The organism is Candidatus Pantoea floridensis (genome assembly GCF_900215435.1).
Lineage (GTDB): Bacteria > Pseudomonadota > Gammaproteobacteria > Enterobacterales > Enterobacteriaceae > Pantoea > Pantoea floridensis.
Window position 1 is genome coordinate 2,263,891 of the sequence record NZ_OCMY01000001.1, and the last position, 24,556, is coordinate 2,288,446.

At 55.5% G+C, this 24,556-nt stretch carries 25 protein-coding genes; 14 read left to right on the plus strand and 11 right to left on the minus strand.

Annotated elements, in window-relative coordinates; translation table 11 throughout:
• The first annotated feature begins 14 nt into the window (after positions 1-14).
• From aroB to trpS, 6 genes are all read left to right on the plus strand, one after another.
• A complete protein-coding gene (gene aroB / locus CRO19_RS10570; RefSeq protein ID WP_097095791.1) occupies positions 15-1,103 on the plus strand; it encodes a 3-dehydroquinate synthase in 1,089 nt (362 codons plus the stop codon).
• A 64-nt stretch (positions 1,104-1,167) separates the two neighbouring features.
• Positions 1,168-2,205 (plus strand): SPOR domain-containing protein, encoded by a 1,038-nt coding sequence (locus tag CRO19_RS10575; RefSeq protein WP_097095792.1) that lies wholly within the window; start codon positions 1,168-1,170, stop codon positions 2,203-2,205.
• A gap of 96 nt (positions 2,206-2,301) precedes the next feature.
• Entirely contained in the window at positions 2,302-3,114 is an 813-nt protein-coding gene (gene dam, locus CRO19_RS10580) for an adenine-specific DNA-methyltransferase (protein WP_097095793.1), read from the plus strand.
• Positions 3,115-3,179: 65 nt separating this feature from the next.
• On the plus strand, positions 3,180-3,863 hold the full coding sequence (rpe, locus tag CRO19_RS10585) for a ribulose-phosphate 3-epimerase (RefSeq protein ID WP_097095794.1): 684 nt from the start codon (positions 3,180-3,182) through the stop codon (positions 3,861-3,863).
• A complete protein-coding gene (locus tag CRO19_RS10590) occupies positions 3,847-4,524 on the plus strand; it encodes a phosphoglycolate phosphatase (protein ID WP_097095795.1) in 678 nt (225 codons plus the stop codon). Before rpe ends, CRO19_RS10590 begins: the two co-directional genes overlap by 17 nt.
• 15 nt (positions 4,525-4,539) lie before the next feature.
• Positions 4,540-5,544 (plus strand): tryptophan--tRNA ligase, encoded by a 1,005-nt coding sequence (gene trpS, locus CRO19_RS10595; RefSeq protein ID WP_097095796.1) that lies wholly within the window; start codon positions 4,540-4,542, stop codon positions 5,542-5,544.
• A 73-nt stretch (positions 5,545-5,617) separates the two neighbouring features.
• Here the strand turns inward: trpS and cysG are convergent, their stop codons facing one another.
• From cysG to nirB, 4 genes are read right to left on the minus strand one after another with little or no spacing between them, the layout of a single operon-like run.
• Positions 5,618-6,982: a siroheme synthase CysG gene (cysG, locus tag CRO19_RS10600; RefSeq protein ID WP_097095797.1), complete on the minus strand. Its 1,365-nt coding sequence runs from the start codon at positions 6,980-6,982 to the stop codon at positions 5,618-5,620.
• 43 nt (positions 6,983-7,025) lie between these two features.
• Positions 7,026-7,829 carry a nitrite transporter NirC gene (nirC, locus tag CRO19_RS10605; protein WP_097095798.1) on the minus strand — a complete coding sequence of 268 codons (804 nt, stop codon included), beginning with the start codon at positions 7,827-7,829 and terminating at the stop codon, positions 7,026-7,028.
• Between the two features lie 30 nt (positions 7,830-7,859).
• Positions 7,860-8,186 carry a nitrite reductase small subunit NirD gene (gene nirD / locus CRO19_RS10610; RefSeq protein WP_097095799.1) on the minus strand — a complete coding sequence of 109 codons (327 nt, stop codon included), beginning with the start codon at positions 8,184-8,186 and terminating at the stop codon, positions 7,860-7,862.
• Positions 8,183-10,723 (minus strand): nitrite reductase large subunit NirB, encoded by a 2,541-nt coding sequence (gene nirB, locus CRO19_RS10615; protein ID WP_097097638.1) that lies wholly within the window; start codon positions 10,721-10,723, stop codon positions 8,183-8,185. Before nirB ends, nirD begins: the two co-directional genes overlap by 4 nt.
• Positions 10,724-11,010: 287 nt before the next feature.
• Between nirB and CRO19_RS10620 the strand changes: the two genes are divergently transcribed.
• Complete coding sequence (locus CRO19_RS10620) at positions 11,011-12,294, plus strand: cytosine deaminase (protein WP_097095800.1); 1,284 nt, start codon at positions 11,011-11,013, stop codon at positions 12,292-12,294.
• A 33-nt stretch (positions 12,295-12,327) separates the two neighbouring features.
• On the opposite strand, the gene tsgA is transcribed toward CRO19_RS10620, so the two are convergent.
• Positions 12,328-13,506, minus strand: coding sequence for an MFS transporter TsgA (gene tsgA / locus CRO19_RS10625; protein ID WP_097095801.1), 1,179 nt, complete (start codon positions 13,504-13,506; stop codon positions 12,328-12,330).
• Between the two features lie 262 nt (positions 13,507-13,768).
• Here tsgA and ppiA point away from each other — a divergent pair, with 262 nt between their 5' ends.
• From ppiA to argD, 5 genes are all read left to right on the plus strand, one after another.
• Positions 13,769-14,341 carry a peptidylprolyl isomerase A gene (gene ppiA, locus CRO19_RS10630; protein ID WP_097095802.1) on the plus strand — a complete coding sequence of 191 codons (573 nt, stop codon included), beginning with the start codon at positions 13,769-13,771 and terminating at the stop codon, positions 14,339-14,341.
• 98 nt (positions 14,342-14,439) lie between these two features.
• The gene (locus tag CRO19_RS10635) at positions 14,440-14,610 is read left to right on the plus strand and encodes a YhfG family protein (RefSeq protein WP_097095803.1); all 171 of its coding nucleotides are present in this window, start codon (positions 14,440-14,442) and stop codon (positions 14,608-14,610) included.
• Positions 14,600-15,193: a putative adenosine monophosphate-protein transferase Fic gene (locus tag CRO19_RS10640; RefSeq protein WP_097095804.1), complete on the plus strand. Its 594-nt coding sequence runs from the start codon at positions 14,600-14,602 to the stop codon at positions 15,191-15,193. The genes CRO19_RS10635 and CRO19_RS10640 overlap by 11 nt, the downstream gene beginning before the upstream one ends.
• Before the next feature lie 41 nt (positions 15,194-15,234).
• Positions 15,235-15,810 carry an aminodeoxychorismate synthase component II gene (locus tag CRO19_RS10645; protein WP_097095805.1) on the plus strand — a complete coding sequence of 192 codons (576 nt, stop codon included), beginning with the start codon at positions 15,235-15,237 and terminating at the stop codon, positions 15,808-15,810.
• Positions 15,811-15,897: 87 nt separating this feature from the next.
• Positions 15,898-17,118, plus strand: a complete 1,221-nt coding sequence (gene argD / locus CRO19_RS10650; protein WP_097095806.1) for a bifunctional acetylornithine/succinyldiaminopimelate transaminase — start codon at positions 15,898-15,900, stop codon at positions 17,116-17,118.
• Here argD and CRO19_RS10655 read toward each other — a convergent pair.
• Positions 17,115-19,193, minus strand: coding sequence for a YccS/YhfK family putative transporter (locus CRO19_RS10655; protein WP_097095807.1), 2,079 nt, complete (start codon positions 19,191-19,193; stop codon positions 17,115-17,117). The two genes, argD and CRO19_RS10655, sit on opposite strands and share 4 nt — an antisense overlap.
• A gap of 58 nt (positions 19,194-19,251) precedes the next feature.
• The gene (gene crp, locus CRO19_RS10660) at positions 19,252-19,884 is read right to left on the minus strand and encodes a cAMP-activated global transcriptional regulator CRP (RefSeq protein WP_003852956.1); all 633 of its coding nucleotides are present in this window, start codon (positions 19,882-19,884) and stop codon (positions 19,252-19,254) included.
• A gap of 304 nt (positions 19,885-20,188) precedes the next feature.
• On the opposite strand from crp, the gene CRO19_RS10665 reads away from it, so the two are divergent.
• Positions 20,189-20,593: an OsmC family protein gene (locus CRO19_RS10665; protein ID WP_097095808.1), complete on the plus strand. Its 405-nt coding sequence runs from the start codon at positions 20,189-20,191 to the stop codon at positions 20,591-20,593.
• Positions 20,594-20,672: 79 nt separating this feature from the next.
• Here the strand turns inward: CRO19_RS10665 and CRO19_RS10670 are convergent, their stop codons facing one another.
• The 3 genes from CRO19_RS10670 to CRO19_RS10680 all read right to left on the minus strand — a co-directional run bounded on the left by CRO19_RS10670 (position 20,673) and on the right by CRO19_RS10680 (position 22,841).
• Positions 20,673-21,542, minus strand: a complete 870-nt coding sequence (locus CRO19_RS10670) for a phosphoribulokinase (RefSeq protein WP_097095809.1) — start codon at positions 21,540-21,542, stop codon at positions 20,673-20,675.
• Positions 21,543-21,603: 61 nt separating this feature from the next.
• Positions 21,604-21,822, minus strand: a complete 219-nt coding sequence (locus tag CRO19_RS10675; RefSeq protein WP_097095810.1) for a YheU family protein — start codon at positions 21,820-21,822, stop codon at positions 21,604-21,606.
• Positions 21,819-22,841: a hydrolase gene (locus tag CRO19_RS10680; protein ID WP_097095811.1), complete on the minus strand. Its 1,023-nt coding sequence runs from the start codon at positions 22,839-22,841 to the stop codon at positions 21,819-21,821. Before CRO19_RS10680 ends, CRO19_RS10675 begins: the two co-directional genes overlap by 4 nt.
• 60 nt (positions 22,842-22,901) lie before the next feature.
• Here CRO19_RS10680 and CRO19_RS10685 point away from each other — a divergent pair, with 60 nt between their 5' ends.
• On the plus strand, positions 22,902-23,504 hold the full coding sequence (locus tag CRO19_RS10685; RefSeq protein ID WP_097095812.1) for a LysE family translocator: 603 nt from the start codon (positions 22,902-22,904) through the stop codon (positions 23,502-23,504).
• 1 nt (position 23,505) lies between these two features.
• Here CRO19_RS10685 and CRO19_RS10690 read toward each other — a convergent pair whose 3' ends face one another.
• The gene (locus CRO19_RS10690) at positions 23,506-24,486 is read right to left on the minus strand and encodes a LacI family DNA-binding transcriptional regulator (protein ID WP_097095813.1); all 981 of its coding nucleotides are present in this window, start codon (positions 24,484-24,486) and stop codon (positions 23,506-23,508) included.
• Between the last annotated feature and the right edge of the window lie 70 nt (positions 24,487-24,556).

The following is a 24,556-nucleotide window of genomic DNA, read 5'->3' on the forward strand; positions in this document are numbered from 1 at the left end:
AGGTATCGGTCATCATGGAGAAGATCACTGTCTCACTCGGGGATCGCAGTTACCCCATCACCATCGCTGCCGGACTGTTTAACGATCCGGCTTCTTTTTGGCCGCTCAAAGCAGGCGACAATGCCATGCTGGTGACAAACCAGACACTGGCGCCGATCTATCTCGAACCTCTGTCAGCGCTCCTTAGCAATGCCGGCGTAAAGGTAGATCAAGTCATTTTGCCTGATGGTGAGCAGTACAAAACGCTGGCGGTCATGGACGAGGTATTCACCGCGCTGCTTAAAAAGCCGCATGGACGAGATACCACGCTGATTGCACTCGGTGGTGGAGTGATTGGTGACTTAACCGGATTTGCCGCAGCCAGCTATCAGCGTGGCGTGCGCTTTATTCAGGTGCCGACCACGTTGCTGTCTCAGGTTGACTCCTCCGTCGGTGGCAAAACCGCGGTCAACCATCCACTCGGCAAAAACATGATTGGGGCGTTCTATCAGCCCGCCTCTGTCGTGGTGGATACGCATTGTCTGGCCACGCTGCCGCCGCGCGAATTAGCGTCCGGTCTGGCAGAAGTGATCAAATACGGCATTATTCTTGATGGCGAATTCTTCCAATGGCTGGAGCATAATCTTGATGCTCTGCTGGCGTTGGATGAAAAAGCCATGGCGTACTGCATCCGCCGCTGCTGCGAGTTAAAAGCTGAAGTGGTTGCGGCGGATGAGCGTGAAACCGGCGTACGCGCACTGCTTAATCTGGGCCATACTTTTGGACATGCGATTGAAGCACACATGGGCTACGGCAACTGGCTACACGGCGAAGCCGTGTCGGCTGGCATGGTGATGGCTGCGCGCACCGCTGAACGTTTAGGGCAGTTCACCTCTGCCGATACCGATCGCATCATCGCGCTGTTACTGCGTGCCGGTTTGCCGGTGCACGGTCCGGCAAGCATGGCAGCGGAAGATTATCTGCCACACATGATGCGCGATAAAAAAGTGTTGGCTGGCGAGTTGCGTTTGGTGCTGCCTCTCGCTATTGGCCGCTCTGAAGTGCGTGCCGGTGTTGCACATGATATGGTGCTGGCAGCAATTAATGATTGCCAGAAACCCTGATTATTAGAAGTGATGAGTGGTGATGCGGCGTGTGGGAAGCGCGTCGTTTTACGGAGGAGGCTAAATGGATGAGTTCAAACCGGAAGACGAGTTAAAACCTGACGCCAGTGACCGCCGTCCAACGCGGCCACGTAAATCGTCTTCTGCGCCGAAAGTTAAAGTGCCGGTTTCTCGTCAGCATATGATGATGGGCATTGGTATTCTGGTTCTGCTGTTGGTGGTACTGGGTATCGGTTCGGCATTGACCGGTCCGGATGAGAAGAAACCCGCTACGAATAACGCCAATAGCGGCGCAGCACCTTCTGCCAGTGGCAGCGAAAAGAACATCGATCTCTCAGGTTCGACGTCCATGAGCGGTCAGCAAAACGCCACACCTTCTGCTGAAGGCAGCGCACCGCAAAACACGGCGGGAACGGCTGCACCAGCGGGCAATGATTCCCAGTCCATCTCTATGCCATCGGTCTCTTCAACGCCGACTCAGGCTGCACCCGTGGATACTCCAGCAAATCAACAGCGTGTCACCCTCCCGGGCGATCTGAATACGGCGCTGAATAATCAGCAAGGTTCTGTTGATGCCGCAGCCCAAGGTGCACAGGGCAATAGCTCGCTGCCAACGGCACCGGCAACGGTAAGCGGTAATGGTAAAGCGATGACGCCGCCGGTGATGCATGCGGAAACGCCGTCGCGTAACACCAGTAATGGCGCACGTGAGACTCACGCTGCCAGCAACACGCACAAAGCACCGGCCGCGACCAAACCCGCACCGGTAAAAGAGAGCAAGACGCACACTACGCCGGCGCGCAATGCTGCGCCTGCAAGCAGCAGCGCCAGCAAATCGCTGCCGTCGGGCGGCAATTACACGCTGCAGCTGAGCGGTGCGTCGAAAGAAGAGAGCCTGAATGCCTGGGCGAGAAAACAAAACCTGAGCGGTTATCACGTGTATAAAACTACGCGCAACGGTGAACCCTGGTATGTGCTGGTGAGCGGAGCTTACGCTACGCCAGCCGATGCGAAACGCGCGGTGGCATCGCTGCCAGCAGAAGTGCGTGCCGCGAATCCGTGGGTCAAACCGCTTAGCCAGGTGAAAAAAGAAAGTCAGTAATTGATGTGGGGCCGCGCAGGTGCGGCCCCGTTTAAAGCGCAGAGCTGCTGTCGGTTTCACCACAGCCAATCATTAAGATGTAATAACCACGACAGCATGAAAAAAAATCGCGCTTTTCTGAAATGGGCCGGAGGGAAATACCCGCTCCTTGATGACATCCGTCGTCATTTGCCACAAGGTGATTGTTTAATCGAACCCTTTGTCGGCGCTGGTTCAGTATTCCTCAACACCGATTATGACCGCTATCACCTGGCGGACATCAACGGCGATCTCATCAATCTCTATAACATCGTCAAAACGCGTACTGCGGCGTTCATTGAAGACGCGCGCCAGCTTTTCAATGCCGAAGGTAATACGGCGGAAACTTACTACGCGCAGCGCATCGCATTCAATGCCAGCAAAGATGAATATCAGCGCGCCGTGCTGTTCCTCTATCTCAATCGCCACGGATACAATGGTCTTTGCCGTTACAATCTGCGCGGTGAGTTTAATGTGCCTTTTGGCCGCTACCGTAAGCCGTATTTCCCGGAAGCTGAACTGCTGTGGTTTGCCGAACGGGCGCAAAAAGCGACCTTTGTCTGTGAATCGTACGATGTTACTCTGACTAACGCCCCAGCGGGCTCGGTGGTTTATTGTGACCCGCCGTACGCGCCGCTGTCGGCGACAGCGAATTTTACCGCTTACCACACCAACAGTTTTAGCCTGCGTGAGCAGCAACATCTGGCGGAACTGGCCAATAAGCTGGCGCAACAAAACCGCATACCGGTGCTGATTTCTAATCACGATACGGTGCTCACGCGTGAGTGGTACCAGAATGCGGATTTACACGTAGTTAAAGCCCGGCGTTCCATCAGCCGAAGCATAAGTGGTCGCACACAGGTCGACGAACTGCTAGCGCTTTTCCGCTAGCCTGTTTCGTCCGCGACCAAGGCATTACGCCAGCTCCGGCTGGCGCACAAAATTGGGAGAATCGGATGAAACAATTTTTACTGGCCCCTTCAATTCTGTCTGCTGACTTCGCGCGTTTAGGTGAAGACACAGCCAAAGCGCTGGCGGCAGGTGGCGATGTCGTCCATTTCGATGTGATGGATAACCACTACGTTCCCAATCTGACGATGGGGCCGATGGTGCTGAAAGCGCTGCGCGATTACGGTATCACTGCACCTATTGATGTGCATCTGATGGTAAAGCCGGTGGATGCATTGATCCCGGAATTCGCGAAAGCTGGCGCCACCTTCATTACTTTCCATCCGGAAGCCAGCGAGCATGTTGACCGCACGCTGCAGCTGATCAAAGAGCACGGTTGCAAAGCCGGCTTGGTATTTAATCCTGCTACACCGCTCGACTACCTCGACTATGTTATGGATAAGCTGGATATCATTCTGCTGATGTCGGTGAATCCGGGCTTTGGTGGGCAATCCTTTATTCCCGGCACGCTCGACAAACTGCGCGAAGCGCGTCGCCTGATCGATCAAAGCGGCTACAACATTCGCCTGGAAGTGGATGGCGGCGTGAAGATCGACAACATCGGCCAGATTGCTGCCGCCGGTGCCGATATGTTTGTTGCCGGTTCCGCGATCTTTGGTCACCCGGATTACAAAAAAGTGATCGATGAAATGCGTGGCGAACTGGAGAAAGTTAATGGCTCATTTCACTGATATCCGCGCGCTGGCGTTCGATCTCGACGGAACGCTGGTGGATAGCGCACCGGGTTTGGCGCAGGCGATCGATCACGCGCTGGGCGATCTGCAACTGCCGCCGCCGGGTGTGGCGTTAGCATCAACCTGGATTGGCAACGGCGCGGATGTGATGATGACCCGCGCGCTGACCTGGGCGTTGGGTCGCGAACCGCATGCTGAAGAGCAGCGCGATGCGCGTGCGCTGTTCGATAAGTACTATGCCGAAACGGTGGAAGCGGGCAGCACCCTGTTCCCGCGGGTGAAAGAGACGCTGGCGGCGCTGCAGGCAAAAGGCCTGCCGCTGGCCATAGTCACCAACAAACCTACGCCGTTTGTCGCGCCATTGTTGAAGTCGCTCGGCATTGCTGACTACTTTACCCAGATTATTGGCGGCGATGATGTGATTGTGAAAAAGCCGCATCCAGCGGCCATTTTCCTTGTGCTCGGCCATTTTGGCGTGCTTCCCGGACAATTGCTGTTTGTCGGCGATTCGCGCAATGATATTCTCGCAGCCCAGGCGGCAGGCGTACCGAACATCGGTATGACTTTTGGCTACAACTACGGTGAGCCAATTGCGACCAGCCATCCCGATTTAACTCTCGACTCTTTTGACGAACTTTTGCCCGCTATCGGGCTGTGATTATCAGGACATAACATGAGCAAACCCATCGTTTTCAGCGGCGCCCAGCCTTCCGGTGAACTGACCATTGGCAACTATATGGGTGCGCTGCGTCAGTGGGTGCAGATGCAGGATGATTTCCACTGCATTTACTGCATCGTCGATCTGCACGCCATCACCGTCCGCCAGGATCCGGTTGCGCTGCGTAAAGCCACGCTGGATACGCTGGCGTTGTACCTTGCCTGCGGCATCGATCCGGCGAAAAGCACCATCTTCGTTCAGTCGCACGTGCCTGAACATGCGCAGCTGAGTTGGGTACTGAACTGCTACACCTATTTCGGTGAGCTGAGCCGCATGACGCAGTTCAAAGATAAATCAGCGCGCTACTCGGAAAACATCACCGCGGGCCTGTTTGATTATCCGGTGCTGATGGCAGCTGACATTCTGCTGTATCAAACCAATCAGGTGCCGGTGGGCGAAGATCAGAAGCAGCATCTGGAACTGAGCCGCGATATCGCGCAGCGTTTCAATGCGCTGTACGGCGATGTGTTCAAAGTGCCGGAGCCGTTCATTCCGAAATCAGGCGCGCGCGTCATGTCGCTGCTTGAACCGACCAAGAAAATGTCTAAGTCAGACGACAACCGTAATAACGTGATTGGTCTGCTGGAAGACACCACCGCAGTGGTGAAGAAGATCAAGCGCGCGGTAACAGACTCTGCTGAGCCGCCAGTGGTGCGCTACGACGTCAAAGAGAAGGCCGGTGTTTCTAACCTGCTGGATATTCTGGCGGGCGTAACCGGTAAAACCATAGCCGAGCTGGAACAGGAGTTTGAAGGCAAAATGTATGGCCATCTGAAAGGCGCGGTCGCGGATGCCGTTTCAGGCATGCTGACCGACTTGCAGGAGCGCTATCATCGTTTCCGTAACGACGAAGCGCTACTGAATCAGGTGATGCGCGATGGCGCAGCGAAAGCCCGCGCGCATGCGCAGGAAACGCTGAAGAAAGTGTACGAAGCGGTAGGTTTTGTCGCACAACCCTAAGCGGTTGGCCGGCGAGAACGCGACGGCGGATCATCATGATCCGCCGTTTTTATTTGTGCGATGGTCTGGTGGTTCAGAACCAGCGTAATTGAGGCCGCAGCGCCACTACGCGACCGACAATAATCAGCGCTGGACTTTCAAACTGCTGCGCCAACGTCGCCAGCTCTGCCAGCGTTGCGGTTTCCACGCGTTGCTGCGGCGTGGTGCCGTTCTGTACGATCGCCACCGGCATAGCGGCATCCATGCCGTGCTGCAACAGCTGTTGTTGGATTTCCGGCGCTTGCGCCAGCCCCATATAGAACACCAGCGTTTGCTGCTCCGCCGCCAGTTTGCGCCATTCAATCTCGCCATGCTGCTGTAAATGGCCCGTCACGAATCGTACGCTCTGCGCATGGTCGCGATGCGTAAGCGGAATGCCGCTGTAGGCAGCACAGCCCGATGCGGCCGTGATGCCTGGCACCACGCTAAACGGAATATGGTGTTGTGCCAGCAACTGCAGCTCTTCACCACCGCGCCCAAAGATAAAGGGATCGCCGCCTTTAAGGCGTACTACGCGTTTGCCGCTTTGCGCCTGTTCGAGTAAAACCTGGTTGATTTGCGCTTGGGGTACGCAGTGATGACCGGCCTGTTTGCCGACAAAGATGCGCTCAGCATCGCGACGTATCAGATTGAGAATCGGTTCTGAAACCAAGCGGTCATACACCACGACATCGGCCTGCTGAATATGCTGCAAACCTTTCAACGTGAGCAATCCGGCATCACCCGGCCCGGCGCCAACCAGCACTACTTCACCTTGCTGCGACAGCGGGGCATCGAACAAGTTATCGACGATGGCATCAGCACGTGGGCGATCGCCATTCGCCAGGGTTTGTGCCAGACGATCGCTCACGAAGAAGCGTTCCCAGAACGCGCGGCGCTGCGCCATGCTGGCAAAGGTGCGCTTCACACGGCCACGCAACGAACCGGCCAGGGACGCCAGCTCTCCGAGATGCTGTGGCAGCATCGCTTCGAGCTTCTCCCGAAGCAAACGTGCCAGCACCGGCGCGCGGCCGCCGGACGAAACGGCAATCATCAGCGGTGAGCGATCGACAATCGATGGCATGATCGCGCTGGCTTCCTGCGGCGCATCCACCAGATTGCAGAAGATGCGACGCTGCTCGGCTGCGAAAGCCACCTGCTGATTGACCGCATCATCATTGGTGGCGGCAATCACCAGCCAGCACGAGTCCAGCCAGCCATCATCAAACGCGCCGGTTAATAAGGTCACCTTTCCCTGTTGTGCCCACTGCTGAAACGCGGGGGAGAAATCCAGCGCGCCAACGTGCAGATCGGCACCGGCATCCAGCAGCAAACGCGCTTTGCGTTCTGCTACATCTCCCGCTCCTACCAGCAAACAGCGTTTGCCCTGCAGGCGGCAAAACAGCGGAAAGTAGTCCATAGCTCATCCTAAAAAAAGCCCGCACGGGGCGGGCTGAAAATGGTTATACCGCTTTGAGCGGCGTGGCTTGCGCTTCGGCCTGTGGACGCTGCGCCAGCGGGGTGGCATACCAATAACCGAGACCCATCAGCACCATGCCGGAGAACATGTTGCCCAGCGTTACCCACAGCAAATTGTGGCCGATGCCGCTCAAAGTGAGGTCCGCATTATGCTGACCAAACCACGACAGTGCAAAGACCGTCATATTGGCTACGGAGTGCTCATAGCCGGAAGCGATAAACGCCAGTAAACACCACCAGATAGCGATGAACTTCGCCGTGCCTTCGGTGCGTATTGCCATCCAGATCGCCAGGCATACCAGCCAGTTACACAGTGCGCCCTTGAAGAACAGCGCCATGGCTGGCTGCGTGGTTTTCGCCAGCGCGGCGCTATGAATCAGCGAGCCAGCATTGGGGAGCAATGGGCCTGCCGCATAGTAATAGATCAGTGCGACCAGCACGGAGCCGATTAAATTCCCCAGCCAGGTTTGCGGCAGTACACACCACATCTGGCCTTGCTTGATGGTGCCGGCTTTCACGCCAATGGTCAGGAACAGGGTATGACCGGTGAACAGCTCGGAACCGGCGATGATCACCAGCGTCAACGCGATCCCGAAGGTGGCGCCCATCAGCAGCGGACGGTAAGCCGGATCGACCAGATTGCCCAAGGTGAAAATCAGGATGATGGCCAAACCAACGTAAGCACCGGCCATCGCCGAGCCGATCCAGAAGGCCAGCGGGCTGTGCTGCGCGGTACGCACAATGCGTGCCGCATTGGCGGCACATTTATTCAGGGTGTCAGTAAACATAGTGACGTCTCATTAAGTAAAGGAATGCGGTCAGGCACAAATCTCAACCCGGCCTTTGCTGACACGCACCGGATAGCTCGCCACCGAACGTGCTTCGTCTTCCAGGCAGAAGCCATCGCTTAGGCGGAAGCGCTGCTTTTTCAGCGGGCTAGCCACCCACAGCGCTTGCTGGTGCTCAGCAATCAGGCCGCGTGATAACACGCTGGCCTGGGCGAAAGGATCGATATTGCTCAATGCATAGAGCTGTTCATTGTCACGTGGACGGAAGATAGCAATCTGCTGGCCGTTGACCAGCGCACACACACCGGTCGCAGGCAGGATTTGCTTGAGTTCACACACGGAATGCCACTGGCTCATGCGTCAATCTCCTCAATCAGAGTGACCGCAATGCGCTCGTCGGGACGTGCCGGACGATGCTGCTCGCGTTGGTTAATATGCTGCACCAGCGGATCGCGCTGGTCGCTGTTGATAAAGGTGTTGAAGTGAGCCTGCTGCTGAGGATCTTGCACCGTTGCTGTCCATTCGCAGATCACTTCGCCACGCAGACGTGCCAGTTCGCTCTCCAGCTGCGCATTCAGGCCGAGCTTGTCGTCAACAATGACGCTGCGCAGGTAATCGATGCCGCCATCCATGCTTTCCAGCCACAGCGAAGTGCGTTGCAGGCGGTCGCCGGTGCGGATGTAGAACATCATGAAACGATCGAGATAGCTCAGCAGCGTGTCGCGATCGAGATCGGCAGCCAGCAGATCGGCATGACGAGGTTTCATGCCGCCATTACCGCACACATACAGGTTCCAGCCTTTCTCGGTGGCGATGATGCCGACATCTTTACCCTGTGCTTCCGCGCACTCGCGCGTGCAGCCGGAGACGCCAAACTTCATTTTGTGCGGGGTGCGAATACCTTTGTAGCGGTTTTCCAGCTCAATACCGAAGCCAAGGCTGTCGCCAACGCCAAAGCGGCACCAGACGCTGCCCACACAGGTTTTCGCCATGCGCAGCGCTTTGGCATACGCCTGTCCGGTTTCAAAACCGGCCGCGATCAGCTGCGTCCAGATAGCAGGCAGATCGTCACGCTGCGCGCCAAACAGGCCAATACGCTGCGAGCCGGTGATTTTGGTGTAGAGATTGTACTGACGCGCCACGGTGCCAATCGCCATCAACCCTTCCGGGGTAATTTCACCGCCGGCCGAGCGCGGGATCACCGAGTAAGTTCCATCTTTCTGGATATTGCCGAGGAACAGATCGTTGCTGTCCTGCAGCGGTGCCAGCTGCGGCTTCAGCACGTACTCGTTCCAGCAGGAGGCCAGCAGCGAACCCACGGTGGGCTTACACACTTCGCAGCCGTAGCCCTGACCATATTTGACCAGCAGCGCGTCGAACGATGTGATCTCTTCCACGCGAATCAGGTGATACAGCTCCTGACGCGAGTAGGGGAAGTGCTCACACAGATGATTGTTAACGTCGATACCCTGACGGCTCAATTCACCGTTCAGCACCTGCGTAATCAGTGGAATACAGCCGCCGCAGCCGGTACCCGCGCGCGTTTCGGCTTTCAGCGCCGCTACGGTATGGCAACCACCCTGCACGGCTTTGACGATATCGCCTTTACTCACGTCAAAGCAGGAGCAGATTTGCGCGCTATCCGGCAGCGAATCAACGCCCATTACCGGTTTAGCGCCGCTGCTTGCCGGTAGGATCAGCCCTTCCGGATTTTCCGGTAGCGGGATGTTATTCAGCGCCAGCTGCAACAGATTGCCGTAATCGCTGGTATCTCCCACCAATACCGCGCCCAGTAATGTGCGGTTATCCTCGCTGACAATCAGGCGCTTATAGATGTTTTTCTGCTCGTCGAGCCACAGGTAGCTGCGCGCACCCGGCGTGCGGCCATGCGCGTCACCAATGCCACCGACATCCACGCCCAGCAGTTTCAGCTTGGCGCTCATGTCTGCACCAGCAAACAGGTTGTCGCGGCCAACCACGGCATCGCTGGCAACCTGCGCCATCTTGTAGCCCGGCGCGACTAAGCCGTAAATACGGTTCTGCCACGCGGCACATTCACCGATCGCATAAATCGCCGGATCGCTGGTCTGACAGCGATCGTCAATGGCGATGCCGCCGCGCTCGCCCAACGTTAAGCCGCACTGTTTGGCCAGCTTATCCTGCGGGCGAATACCGGTGGAGAAGACGATGAAATCGACATCCAGCGCGCTGCCATCGGCAAACTCCAGCGTTTTACCACCTGTGGCATGATGGACAATCTGCTGCGTGTTTTTGCCGGTGTGGACGCGTACGCCCATCTGCTCGATTTTGCGTCGCAGCTGCTCGCCGCCCTGGGGATCGAGCTGTTCCGCCATCAGCACCGGTGCAAACTCAATCACGTGGGTTTCAATGCCTAGATTTTTCAGCGCGCCCGCCGCTTCGAGCCCCAGTAATCCGCCACCAATCACCGCGCCGCGTTTGCTGCGGCGTGAACAGGCTTCAATGGCGTTAAGATCTTCAATGGTGCGATAGACGAAACAGTCGCTGCCTTCCGCGCCTTTGATGGGCGGAATCCATGGATAGGAACCGGTGGCGAAAATCAGCGTGTCGTAATGCACTGCGCGACCGGTATTCGAGTGAATCAGTTTTTCGTCGCGGTTAATGGTGATGGCGCGTTCGCCGAGTAATACATTTACCTGATGCTTCTGATAGTAACCTTCGCGCACCAGCGAGAGTTCTTCAGCGGTGTGATGGGAGAAATAGGCGGAAAGGTGGACGCGATCATAGGCGACCCGGGGCTCTTCACAGAAAACGGTTATCGCAAACTGATTCGATTCATCTTTGTCGATAAGTTCTTCTATAAAGCGGTGGCCGACCATGCCGTTGCCAATGATAACGACACTGTGCTTGCTCATGCTTGCCTCAAAAATTGCGGTATCTGCGCCTACCTTAGCGCGGCGCTTTTGGCGCTTATTGATATGCATCAAGCGCGCCTTTATATACCTATTTTGAGGTATGTAACTGATTTTGAACGAATTAGTTAAGTGGCTTATTTGGTTGATAATTACCCAATCATTTTCTTCGCCGCAGCTTCCCTCGCGGCGCGATTCATCGCGCAATAAATGGCGCCGCTACGGAATGTGCCCGCAGTAACATTGGTTTTCATGCTAGCTTTAGATTTTGTGTTTTAGCGGAGAACGGCATGGCAAATCCATCACTGAAGTGGATCAACAACCTGCGCGTAGCAGGGCAGCAAGGCTTGTGGCAGATCGAAATCGACAACGGCAAGATTGCGCACCTTCGACCGCAGCCGCCCCACACGGTTGAGCAGGCTGATGCGCTGGATGCGGAAGGCGGGCTAGCCAGCGCGCCGTTTATCGAACCGCACATTCACCTCGATACCACGCAAACCGCTGGCGAACCGGCCTGGAATCAATCCGGCACGCTGTTTGAGGGCATTGAACGCTGGGCTGAGCGTAAAGCACTGCTCAGCCATGAAGATGTGAAACAGCGCGCGCAGCAAACGCTGAAGTGGCAAATCGCCAACGGTATTCAGCACGTGCGCACCCACGTTGATGTTTCCGATCCCACGCTAACCGCGTTAAAAGCGATGCTGGAAGTGAAAGCAGAGATGGCACCGTGGATCGATATCCAGATTGTGGCGTTTCCGCAGGAAGGCATTCTCTCTTATCCCAATGGTGAAGCGCTGTTAGAAGAGGCGCTACGCATGGGGGCAGATGTGGTAGGTGCCATTCCGCACTTCGAATTCACCCGCGAATATGGCGTTGAGTCGCTGCATAAAGCCTTTGCTTTGGCCAATCGCTACGATCGGCTGGTGGATGTGCACTGCGATGAGATCGACGATGAGCAGTCGCGCTTTGTCGAAACCGTGGCGGCGCTGGCGCATCGCGATGGCAACGGCGAACGCGTCACCGCCAGCCACACCACGGCGATGCACTCTTACAACAATGCCTATACATCGCGCCTGTTTCGTCTGCTTAAGCTTTCCAACATCAACTTCATCGCCAATCCGCTGGTAAATATCCATCTGCAAGGGCGCTTTGATAGCTATCCCAAGCGTCGCGGCATCACGCGGGTGAAAGAGCTGCTGGAGGCCCATATCAACGTCTGTTTTGGGCACGATGACGTGTTCGATCCCTGGTATCCGCTTGGTACCGCCAGCATGCTACAGGTGCTGCATATGGGACTGCACGTCTGTCAGCTTATGGGTTACGAGCAGATCGATAACGGATTGCAGCTGATTACCGCGAACAGCGCCAAAACCCTGCAGCTGGCAAATTACGGTATTCAACCGGGCAACGATGCCAGTTTGATTATTCTGCCGGCAGAGAGTGGATTTGATGCGGTCCGGCGACAGGTGCCGGTGCGTTATTCGCTGCGCAAAGGGATGGTGGTGGCAGCGACGCAGCCAGCCAGCAGTGAGATCTATTTAGCAGAGAAAGAGGCGGTGACGTTTAAGCGCTGAAGAGCAGGGCGGAGCGAACTCCGCCCGTCGAACTTAGTGGGTAACATGGCCGTGCTGGCGATGTTTAGTCACAAAGCCCAGCAGAACACACATCACAAATACCACGGCGTACAAACCGTTGGCGGTTGAGAGTGCCGCATGCGCGCCACCTTTTGCCACGATGGGACCGGTTACCACAAATGTCAGCATGGTGCCGACGGTGCCGCAGGTCAGGATGAAGTTCACCAGCTTCGGTGAAGAGACCTTAGTTTGCAGCGAGCCCAGCGTGATGATGGTGGTGTAAATCGCGCTTGAGCTGAAGCCCAGCGTCATGATGATCCAGTGCAGCATGCTGGCATCGTTGGACGTGACGAACCAGTACATCAAACCGGTTGCCAGCGCCGCGAGCACCATCAGGATGCGCTGCAGATCGAAGAAGCGCAGCACGAAGCTAAACACCCACATGCCAACCATATAGGCAGTCCAGAAATTACCCACCAGTTGACCGGCAGCGGCAATGTCCATGCCCATCGATTTGGTGGCGTATTCTGGTACCCACGAGATGAAGCCGAGCTGGCCGAGGATGTAGCACAGTGCTGCAATCGACAGGAACAGCACGCCGACGCCCCACTTCTCTTTCTCCACGCCGGGCTTAGCGGCTTCGCTCTTCAATACTGGGAACTCAATGCACAGCGTCAGTACAAAAATCGCGAGATAAATCACGCCGATGCAGGCATAAACCCAATACCATGGCAGCGCGCGCGCCAGCAGGATACCCGCGATGATTGGGAAAATGGTGCCCGCCATGCTGAAGAACGAATCGGTAAACAGCAGACGTGCGCCGCGTTGACGACCATCATAAAGATGGGTGATCAGGAAGGTCCCGATCGACATAGTGATGCCGCTGACCACGCCGAGCACGAACATGCACAGCGAGAACACGGTGAGATCGTGGCTGGTCATCAGGCCGGCGACGGCAAGAATCATCAATACAAAGCCAAAGATCAGCTGGCGCTTCAGCGGCACAATGACCATCAGCCAGGCATTCAGGAACACTGACACCAAAATGCCCGCATTAAGGAAGGTAAAGGTGTTACTCATTTCTGAGATAGGACGCTGGAAATACTGTGCGATATTGTCCAGCACCATACCGGTAACAATCACCAGTGCGCCAGTAAGCGCATAGGAGAAATAGCTAATCCAGGTAAGGCCGAGCCGATTACGGTTTGTCATGTTCTGAACCTGTGAAGCGCCGAGATTGGCAAAAAGTGTCATGAATTGTAAGTGCAACTGTGATCTTAATAAACAACGAGTGAAACAAGCTGGGGATATTTCACTGATAGTGTGATTTTAATCACGCAAATGATTGCGTGGCGGCAAAAGTATGACAATCGCAACATCCACGTAAATATCGGTAAAACGCTGGCTCTTGGATTACTTGCTCTTTACAATCAATCTCGTTTTTGAGCTAGCTCTCCATGGTAAGGAATCTTTCATGCTTAAACGTACTTTGACAGCGGCAGTTGCCCTGTTAGCGCTCTCTTCCGTATCTTCTGCCGCGCTGGCAGCAAAAGGGGATACACATGTGCTGCTCACCACCTCTGCGGGCAATATCGAACTCGAACTGAACAACCAGAAAGCCCCGGTTTCGGTGAAAAACTTCGTTGATTACGTCAACAACGGTTTCTACAACAACACCATTTTCCACCGCGTTATTCCTGGCTTTATGATTCAGGGCGGCGGATTTACGGCGGATATGCAGCAAAAGCAAACTGTTGCGCCAATCAAAAACGAGGCCGACAACGGCTTGCGTAATCTGCGTGGCACCATTTCGATGGCGCGTACCGCAGATAAAGATAGCGCCACCAGCCAGTTCTTCCTCAACGTGGCAGATAACGCCTTCCTCGATCACGGTCAGCGTGATTTCGGTTATGCAGTGTTTGGTAAAGTTGTGAAAGGCCAGGATGTGATTGATAAGATTGCTCAGGTACCGACCAAAGATGTGGGTCCGTACCAAAATGTGCCATCAAAACCGATTGTTATCCTTTCCGCCAAAGTCCTGCCTTAATCGCGAAACGCGCCATTTTTGTTGGGCGCGTTATTGCCCCTCCGGCAAAGCAAAAAATTGCTGCTTATACTTAGGGCTCATTGCCAGCCGGAGGCGCTATGACCAGCAAACTCACCGAGAAACAAAAAGCCACCTTGTGGCAGCAGCAGCGCGCTGCGAGCTATCAAGCCAGTTGTCGTCTGGCCGGATACACATCTACTGAACCCTTGATCGATGCGGAACATGCCGAAGAACGACTTGCGTCGCTGAGGAGGCAATATGGCGGATAACAGCCTGGCGGTGCGCGATCCCTATCTGTGGCAAAACGACAACGTGCTCAAGAATCGCCTCGACATTCACGATGAAGCGCAGCTGCGTAAAGCCGAACTGGCCTTCAGCAGCGCGCGCCTGGCGACGTTAGAACTGGGGCCGCGCAGCATCGGCTTGCCGCGGTTGTGCCATATTCATCGCACGCTATTTCAGGATCTTTATAGCTGGGCGGGAGAGCTGCGCACTATCGATATCTGGCGTGATGAAACGCCCTATTGCCACTGCGAATATATCGAGAAAGAGGGCAATGCGCTGATGCAGGCGTTGGAAGAGGAGCGCGGTTTGGCCGACCTGGCAGTGGAAACCTTTGCGGCACGGATTGCGCACTACTACTGTGAGATTTTCGTCCTGCATCCGTTCCGCGCTGGCAATGGACGCGCGCAGCGTATCTTCTTCGAACAGCTGGCGCTGCACGCCGGTTATCAGCTGGCGTGGGACACGCTCGAGCGCGATGAATGGCGCGCGGCGATCTCGGCGGGCGTCGCCGGCGATCTGGCTCCGCTTACCGCGCAGTTTGCGAAAGTGGTGAGCCCGATTAGCTAAAATGGGTAGAATAGCGCCGCTTTTACTGGCCTGAGGGCGCTATGCTACTGCTAATCGATAACTACGACTCCTTCACCTGGAATCTCTACCAATACTTCTGCGAATTGGGCGCTGATGTGCGCGTGGTGCGCAACGATGCCATTACGCTGCAAGAGATTGAAGCGTTGCCGCTGACGCATCTGGTGATTTCGCCGGGTCCGTGTACGCCGGACCAATCTGGCATCTCGCTTGCCGCTATTCGTCACTTCGCCGGACGTGTGCCGATTCTGGGGGTTTGCCTTGGGCATCAGGCGATCGCTCAGGCATATGGCGCGCAGGTGGTACGCGCGCGGCAGGTGATGCACGGTAAAACCTCGCGCATTCAGCACAGCAATCAAGGCGTGTTTCGCAACCTGAATAATCCGCTGACCGTGACGCGCTATCATTCGCTGATTGTGGCGCGCGATACGCTGCCTGCAGACTTTGAAATTACCGCGTGGAGCCTGCGCGACGGCGAACCGGATGAGATCATGGGCTTCCGCCATCGCACCTTGCCGCTGGAAGGCGTGCAGTTTCACCCGGAAAGCATCCTCAGTGAACAAGGTCACCAGCTGCTGGCTAATTTCCTCAGCGCGTAACTTATATTTGCCATGGTGTGATTTTTTATGCATATTTTGTGATTATAATTTCACGTCAGCTCAACAAATAACCCGATGAGGTCGTCAATGGCAGCGGAAAAACTAGCGGTAACCCGGGAAACGTTCGATAACGTAATTTTGCCTGTTTATGCACCTGCGCAGTTTGTGCCGGTTAAAGGCAAGGGCAGCCGAGTGTGGGATCAGCAGGGCAAAGAGTATATCGATTTCTCAGGCGGTATTGCGGTGACGGCATTGGGCCATTGTCATCCGGCGCTGGTGGAGACGCTGAAAACCCAGGGCGAAACGCTGTGGCACACCAGCAACGTGTTCACTAACGAACCGGCGCTGCGTCTGGCGAGTAAACTGATCGCTGCTACCTTTGCCGACCGCGTGTTTTTCGGTAACTCCGGCGCAGAAGCCAACGAAGCGGCCTTCAAGCTGGCGCGCTATTATGCCTGCAAAAAACACAGCCCATTCAAAAGCAAAATTATCGCTTTCCACAATGCGTTCCATGGCCGCACGCTATTTACCGTGTCGGTTGGCGGGCAGCCGAAATATTCCGATGGCTTCGGGCCAAAACCGGCTGACATCGTGCATGTGCCGTTCAACGATCTCGACGCGGTAAAAGCGGTGATTGACGATCACACCTGCGCCATTGTGGTAGAACCGATTCAGGGCGAAGGCGGCGTAGTTCCGGCTACGCAGGAATTTATGCAGGGCCTGCGTGCCTTGTGCGACGAACATAATGCGCTGCTGGTATTAGATGAAGTACAGAGCGGCATGGGCCGCAGCGGTAAGCTGTTCAGCTACGAGCATTACGGCATCAAGCCCGATATCCTGACCACCGCGAAAGCGCTGGGCGGCGGATTCCCGGTAAGCGCGATGTTGACCACCAATGACATTGCGGCAGTGATGGCGCCGGGCGTGCACGGCACCACATATGGCGGCAATCCGCTGGCCTGTGCGATTGCGGAAACCGCGCTGGATATCATCAATACTCCGGAAGTGCTGGAAGGTGTGGAAGCGCGCCGCCAGCAGTTTGTGGAAGCGCTGCAGGCCATCAACAGTAAATTCGCTATCTTCAGCGAGATTCGTGGCAAAGGTCTGCTGATAGGTGCCGCGCTGCAGCCGCAGTTCGCCAGCAAGGCGCGCGACATCCTCAATGCTTCCGCTGCGGAAGGGCTGATGATTCTCACCGCCGGCAGCGATGTGATTCGTTTTGTGCCGTCGCTGGTGATTGAGCCAACCGACATCGCCGAAGGCATGACGCGTTTCGCTACGGCGATTGAAAAGGTGCTGGCTGCTTAATCCGCTTTCGGGCGTAACGCCTTGAGCCAGCGGCCATGATGCGGTCGCTGGCTCCACGCCAGTGAAGAGATGGTGTGCATGACGTTAAGGTGCTGCAAAATCCGCTTCACGTGCTGTTCGACAATCGTTACCGGCCCTTCATTAAGATTTTCCGGCGCTTCCAGAATATTGCTGTCGTTGCCCGGCCCGTCATACGCCAGCCGCTGCTGACAGCGCTGCAGCGCGATTTCACAGGATTGCAGATACCGTTCCGCCAGCTTCGACGTCAACATGGTGTGCTCGCGCGCGAGAATCGTCATGGCGTTGATGTGCTCAACGATAAACTGGCTGTGCGTCACCCACATGCGCATATCTTGCAAATATTGCAGGTTGAAGCCGGGCTCGCTCGACGCCTGGTTCAGGGAGTTGAACAGCGCATTGTGCGCCTGATTGACCTTTATGCGCTGATAAGCCAGCTTCTCCGGCGCCTGTTCCGGTCCGAGCAGCAAGCGCAGTGCGTCCTGATAAGCTTCCAGCGCATCGTGCGCATTTTTACGCAGCAGCCCGCTTTGCCACTGTGGCCATAGCCAAATCATACCGGCGAAAGCAATCAAACAGCCCATTAGCGTGTCCATCATGCGCGGCAACAAGAATTGCGCGCCGTTGAGCGACAGCAACTGCAGTGAATACACAGCGGTGACGGTGAAGCCAATCATCGACCAGCCGTAATATTTCCGCGTGATCAGATAGCTCGCCAGCGTGATGCCCAGCATAAATAGCAGAGTGATCGACTCCGGCACCGCCAGCCGCAGCGAGGCGGCGGCAATCAGCAAACCGGCAAAGGTGCCCAGCGCACGGTGCTGAATACGCACGCGCGTCGCGCTGTAGCCGTTCTGGCTGACGAACATGATGGTCATCAGAATCCAGTAAGGTTTAGGAATGTTGAAGAACAACGCCAGCGCGCTACCAAACATCAGCATTACGGCGAAGCGGGCCGCGGTGCGTAACGCGGTAGATTTGAATGATAAATAGCTGCGCAACGCTGGCAATAGCGGTAAGCGGCGCTGACGATCGGCCATGAGATCGCGCGTGTAAAGCGGCTTCTGCGTGCGCAATACGCGGGCGATGCGGCTGAAGTGATAGAGGCAGAAGTTGCCAACCGGGTTATCCGGATGCTGACGGGCAATTTTCTCCAGCGCACCCAGCTGTTTCTCCATGTGAAAACGATCCGGCAGCTGATGATAGAGAATTGCATCAGCCAGCACGCGCAAACGTGCGGAGATGATTTTGGCGTTCCAGCGGATCACCGCTTCAGCGTGGCTCTCCTCCACCAGTTTCTGTACCTCTTCGGGCTGATGCAGGCTGACCGAGATGTGTTCCTGCAAATCCAGCGCCACCTGGAAGGCGCGCGTCAGGCGCTTGTGACTGTTATCGCGGCTGGCCGACAGCATATGCATTTGCTGGTAACAGGTAGTGATGAGATCGACCGCTTTCTGCTGGCGCGCCAGCAGCGGCGGTAACGCTTTTTCCGGATCGGTCAGCTGTGTCAGTAAGGTGTATTTGGCATCGCAATAATCCGCCAGCTCGCGAAACAGCAGGCTGAGCGATTCACGCATCGGCTGCTCTTTCCACAGCCAGAACCAGAACCAGTTGAACAAGCCGTACCACAGCGTACCGCCAATATAGAGCAGCGGCGGCACCCATATCGGCATGCGCCCAACCAGGCTGAGCGTAAAGATAGCAGCGATTAAGGTGGCGGGCAGCAGGCGTGCATGCAGCGGGCCGATTTCGCCGGTGACGCCGATCAGCAGCGGCAGCGCCAGCAGGATCAACGGCAGCGGAATCTGGTAAGCGGTCAAAATTTGCATCAGGAAGCTGCCGGTGGCAAACAGCGAACCACCCACAATCAAGCGTTTGAAAAAGCGTTTGTGCGGCGTATCCAGACCCGCCATATTGCAGCAGGCAGGCACTAACGAGAACAGCAGACCTTTTTGCAGATCGCCAAACAGCCAGCCGAGAGCCACAGGCAGGCACAGCACCAGCGTTTGCCGCAGTGCATAGTTAACTTCAGGATGATAGATGATTCGGCGCCACATCAGCTCATCGCAAATAGAAACGGCGCGATGTTGCCATCACGCCGTGGGTGAGAAGAAATTAGCGGGTGCCGTAGACGACGATGGTTTTACCGTGTGCAGAGATCAGATTCTGATCTTCCAGCATTTTCAGGATACGACCCACGGTTTCGCGTGAGCAGCCCACGATCTGACCAATCTCCTGACGGGTGATTTTAATTTGCATGCCGTCTGGGTGAGTCATCGCATCTGGCTGTTTAGCCAGATTAAGCAGCGTTTGCGCGATACGTCCTGTTACGTCAAGGAAAGCAAGGTTGCCCACTTTCTCTGATGTCACTTGCAGACGACGCGCCATTTGCGACGAAAGTCGCATTAAAATATCCGGGTTTACCTGAATCAGCTGACGGAATTTTTTGTAGGAAATTTCAGCCACTTCACAGGCAGACTTCGCACGCACCCAGGCACTACGTTCCTGGCCTTCTTCGAAAAGACCGAGTTCGCCGATGAAATCTCCCTGATTGAGGTAGGAGAGAATCATCTCTTTGCCTTCTTCATCTTTAATCAGTACCGCTACGGAACCTTTCACGATGTAGTACAGCGTTTCCGCTTTCTCACCCTGATGGATGAGCGTGCTTTTGGACGGATATTTGTGAATATGGCAATGGGACAGGAACCATTCGAGTGTAGGGTCTGTTTGCGGTTTGCCGAGAACCATTCGCTATTATCCTCTGTTGTAATCGTGCCCAAAATACAGGGGGCATTTTTTCCCTGTCAGGCGGTTTAATCGTCGAGCGTTTCCAGTAATGGAAAAATTATTCCGGGTCATTCTTAAGCTACGCTTTTGATTCTTCCCGCCTTCGTCTGTAACGACGAAAATATTTTCAGCACTGTTTGTAGCACAGCTTTTGCGAGCTGTCTTGTGTTGTCTCGCTTCAGCAAACGGGGGAATAGTCTGGATTGCTGTTTATCAGGTGAAAGCGTACTCTGGCGGCAAAACCGCCGCTTCAGGAGAAAGAATCATGCAGGCACGAGTGAAATGGGTGGAAGGTCTTACCTTTCTCGGAGAATCCTCATCCGGACATCAGGTGTTAATGGACGGGAATTCCGGTGATAAAGCGCCAAGTCCAATGGAGATGGTGTTAATGGCAGCAGGGGGTTGCAGCGCCATTGATGTGGTCTCGATTCTGCAAAAAGGGCGCAGCGATGTGGCCGATTGCGAAGTGAAACTCACCTCTGAACGCCGCGAAGAAGCACCGCGCATTTTTACCCACATCAACCTGCATTTTATTGTCAGCGGCAAAGCGTTGAGTGATAAGGCGGTTTCCCGCGCGGTTGATTTGTCAGCGGAAAAATATTGCTCGGTGGCGATCATGCTGGGCAAAGGCGTGGAAATCACCCATAGCTATGAAGTGATCGAACGTTGATGTTTCCAGGTGCGCATTAATGCGCACCCTACAAACGCGCTCATTTCGTAGTGTCGCCATTAATGGCGACCTATCACTCTTATTCAATCCGCTTCCCTTCAATCAGTCGTTGCACCAGCGGCAGCATAATCAGCTCCATTGCTAATCCCATTTTCCCGCCGGGTACCACCAGCGTATTAATGTGGGAGATAAACGATCCCTGAATCATCGCCAGCAGATAGGGGAACGCAATCCCTTCTAAGCCACGGAAATGGATCACCACGAAGCTCTCATCCAATGACGGGATTTCCCGTGCGGCAAACGGATTTGAGGTATCGACGGTCGGCACGCGCTGGAAGTTAATGTGCGTGCGCGAGAACTGTGGCGTGATGAAGTTAATGTAATCCTCCATCGAACGCACCACTGAATCCATTACCGCTTCGCGTGAATGGCCGCGCTCGCCGGTGTCGCGCACCAGCTTCTGAATCCACTCGAGATTAACAATCGGCACCACGCCAACCAGCAGATCAACATGTTCTGCCACATTCTGCTGCTGCGTGACAACGCCGCCGTGCAGGCCTTCATAGAACAACACATCGGTGTTTTCCGGCAGCGGTTGCCACGGCGTGAAGGTGCCCGGGACCTGATTCCACGGTACCGCTTCATCATAGGTATGCAGATATTTACGCGATTCGCCCAGCCCGGTTTTACCGTAGTGTTTGAACGTCTGCTCTAACAGGCCGAAGTCATTCGCTTCCGGGCCGAAATAGCTAATATGGCGACCGAGGTCGCGCGCCTTACGGATCGCCATGTCCATTTCTGGACGCGTGTAGCGATGGAAACTGTCGCCTTCGACTTCCGCCGCATGCAGATTCAGCTGCTGGAAAATCTTGCGGAAGGCGAGGCTGGTGGTAGTGGTTCCGGCGCCGCTAGAACCGGTGACGGCAATAATTGGATGCCTGGCTGACATAACAGAGCTCCCTGTGAAGTCCGGCGATGAGCATTGTTACCACGAATTGCCGCTGGGTGCATCAGCCGCGAAATTCACCCTTCGGCATGATGTTGATGGATTCATGCAGCTCCGACCATACCAGCACCACGTCGCCGCGCTCCAGCTGACGGCGCACGTCGGCCACTTTTTGCATCAGGCTTCGTTCCTGCTCGCCGTAATCGGTGCCTTCGCGCAGCACGAAAGTTTCAATCAGGTTTTCCAGCGTTTCTGCTTCTAGTTCTTGCCACGGAATAATCACAATTGCACATCCAGATAAGTTGAGAGCCAGTCGGGCACGCGCTGTTCTAGCCACATTTTCGGTTTGAGTAAGGTGCCACCCACAAAACCTACGTGGCCGCCTTGCTGCGTCAGTTGATATTGAATGGAGGCTGACAGCTGCTCAGGGCGCGGGATCACAGCATCGGTCATAAAAGGATCGTCTTGTGCATGGATGATCAGCAGCGGTTTGCGTACGCGGGTCAGCAGCGGCATGGCGCTGGCACGTTGATAATAGTCGTTGGCATCAACAAAACCGTGCGCGCGAGCGGTTATTGCATCATCAAATTCACGCAGACGGCGAAAAGCGCGCAGCTGGCTGAGATCGACCGGCAGCGTGCCGGGCCAGGCATGTAATTTGCGCGTGGCGTTCTTTTTCAGCTGCGTCAGTAAATAGTATTGATAGAAACGTGAGAAGCCGACATCCAGCTTGGTGCTGCATGGCTCCAACGCCAGCGGTGCCGAAATGGCGATGGCAGCGTCGATGGGTACATCATTACCTTGCAAGCCCAGCAGGCAAGCCAGCATGTTACCGCCCAGCGAAACGCCAACCGCAGCGGTCGGTACGGTTCCCCATTCACGCTGCAGCCAGTGCAGGAAATAGGTGGCGTCCTCGGTTTCACCGGAGTGATAGATGCGCTCCAGGCGATTCGGCTCGCCGCTACAGCCGCGAAAGTGCATGACCACCGCCAGCCAACCACGCGCCTGGCACGCCTGCATCAAGCCATGCGCATAAGGGCTGCGGAAACTGCCTTCCAAACCGTGAAACATCACCATGCGCGGCTTGTGACGTGCCTGCGCCGGATCTTCGCTCCACGCTAAATCAACAAAATCACCGTCGGGCAGGTCAAGACGCTGCCAGTGCGGGCGTAGGGTAACGCGGCGGCGTAAAATGCGCGGCAGCAGCGTTTGCAGATGCGCGTTAGTGAATCCGCGCAGTGGTTTAAAGCGCTCGCCGCTGGGGCGATCAAAATAGCTTGGGTAAAGGCTTGTCTGATGCATAAGTCGCTGATAGCTTCGATGGGTTGTTCGCTTTACTGGGTGAGGAGCACCCGAATATACATGGAACTGAGTCTTTTTTTATCAATGTTAGGTTTTCTTTGGGTCGCAGCCATCACGCCCGGGCCCAATAATATGTTACTTACCGCCTCTGGTGCTAATTTTGGCTTCCTGCGCACCATACCGCTGCTCATTGGTATCATGATTGGCATGCAAGTCATGTTGCTGATGGTGGCATTTGGCATCGGCGGTCTCATCCTGCTTTATCCTTCGCTTCATCTGATTCTGAAGATTGCCGGTAGCCTTTATCTGCTGTGGCTGGCGTGGAAAATCGCCACCGCTGAATATGAAAAGCTGGAAACCGATGACGTCAATGTGAAGCAGATGCCGTTCTGGCAAGGCGGCTTGTTGCAGTTGATCAATCCGAAAGCCTGGCTGATGGCGCTGGGTGCGGTTGCCAGCTTCAGCCTTGCTGGTAGCCAATATCTTCATTCAGTGGTGGCGATTAGCATCGGCATGGCGATGGTAAACGTGGTCTCTGGCGTGATTTGGATGGGCTTTGGTTCGCTGATTGGACGTCTGCTGCGCAGCCCGCGCGCATGGAAAATCTTCAATCTGGCAATGGGCTTGCTTACCGCCGCCTGCGTGTTGCTGATCTGGCGCTGAGTTAACTGGAAGCGCGCTCGACGCGCTTCCAGGGCAATACCTCATGCACCACCGGCGAGTTTGGCTGGCGAATCCGATTCAATAACAGTTGTACGCTACGCGCGCCCATGCGATTCATCGGCTGCTCGATGGTCGTCAGCGGCGGATTCAGACTGCTGGTAAAGTTGATGCCATCAAATCCCACCACCGCTAAGTCTTCTGGCACGCGCAAACCCGCTTCCAAAGCCGCATGAATCACGCCAACCGCCAGCACATCCGAAACCGCAAACACCGCATCAGGGCGCTCAGGCAGCATTAGCAGCTCGCGCAACGCCGCGCTGCCCGCGTCGCACGAAACGTTTTCCGCATAGGCCACGCTGCCCCAATTAAGGTCCAGTTTTTCCAGTGCATTGCGATAGCCCTCTTCACGCTGATGTGAATAGAGGTAGCGCATATCGCAATTCACCAGCGCAATACGCCGGCGGCCTTTGCTCGCCAGGTAACACACGGTTTCGAATGCGGCTTCTTTATTATCAATCGCCACGCTGGATGCCGCGATTGAGGGATCGTATTCGGCACACTGCACCCAGGGCGCATCGCCAATCAGCTCTTTCAGCTCTTGCAAGCACGCCGCCGCATCCATGGTGATCACGCCATCCACCACTTTACCGGTCAGCAGCGCAATGTAGGCCGCTTCGCGCCGCAGCTGCGATCCGGAATTGCACAGCAGGATGTGATAGCCCTGCGCTTCGGCTTCGGCCTCAATGCCCTGAACCACGCGGGAGCAGAACGGATTGGTAATGTCGGGAATCAGTACCAGCAGCATATGGCTTTGAGCAGTGCGCAATTGTCGCGCCAGTAAATTTGGCTGGTAATCACAAATGTCGATGGCCGCGAGCACTTTGGCGCGCGTATCCGGACGCACGCCGGGATTGTGGTTCAAAACCCGTGAAACCGTGGCTTTTGACACACCCGCTAAGTGCGCGACTTTCTCAATCGACATGGATTAGGACCGTTTGTAGGAGATGAGGAAAAATGAGAAGTCTATCAATATCACAGTCCTAATGTGAGCG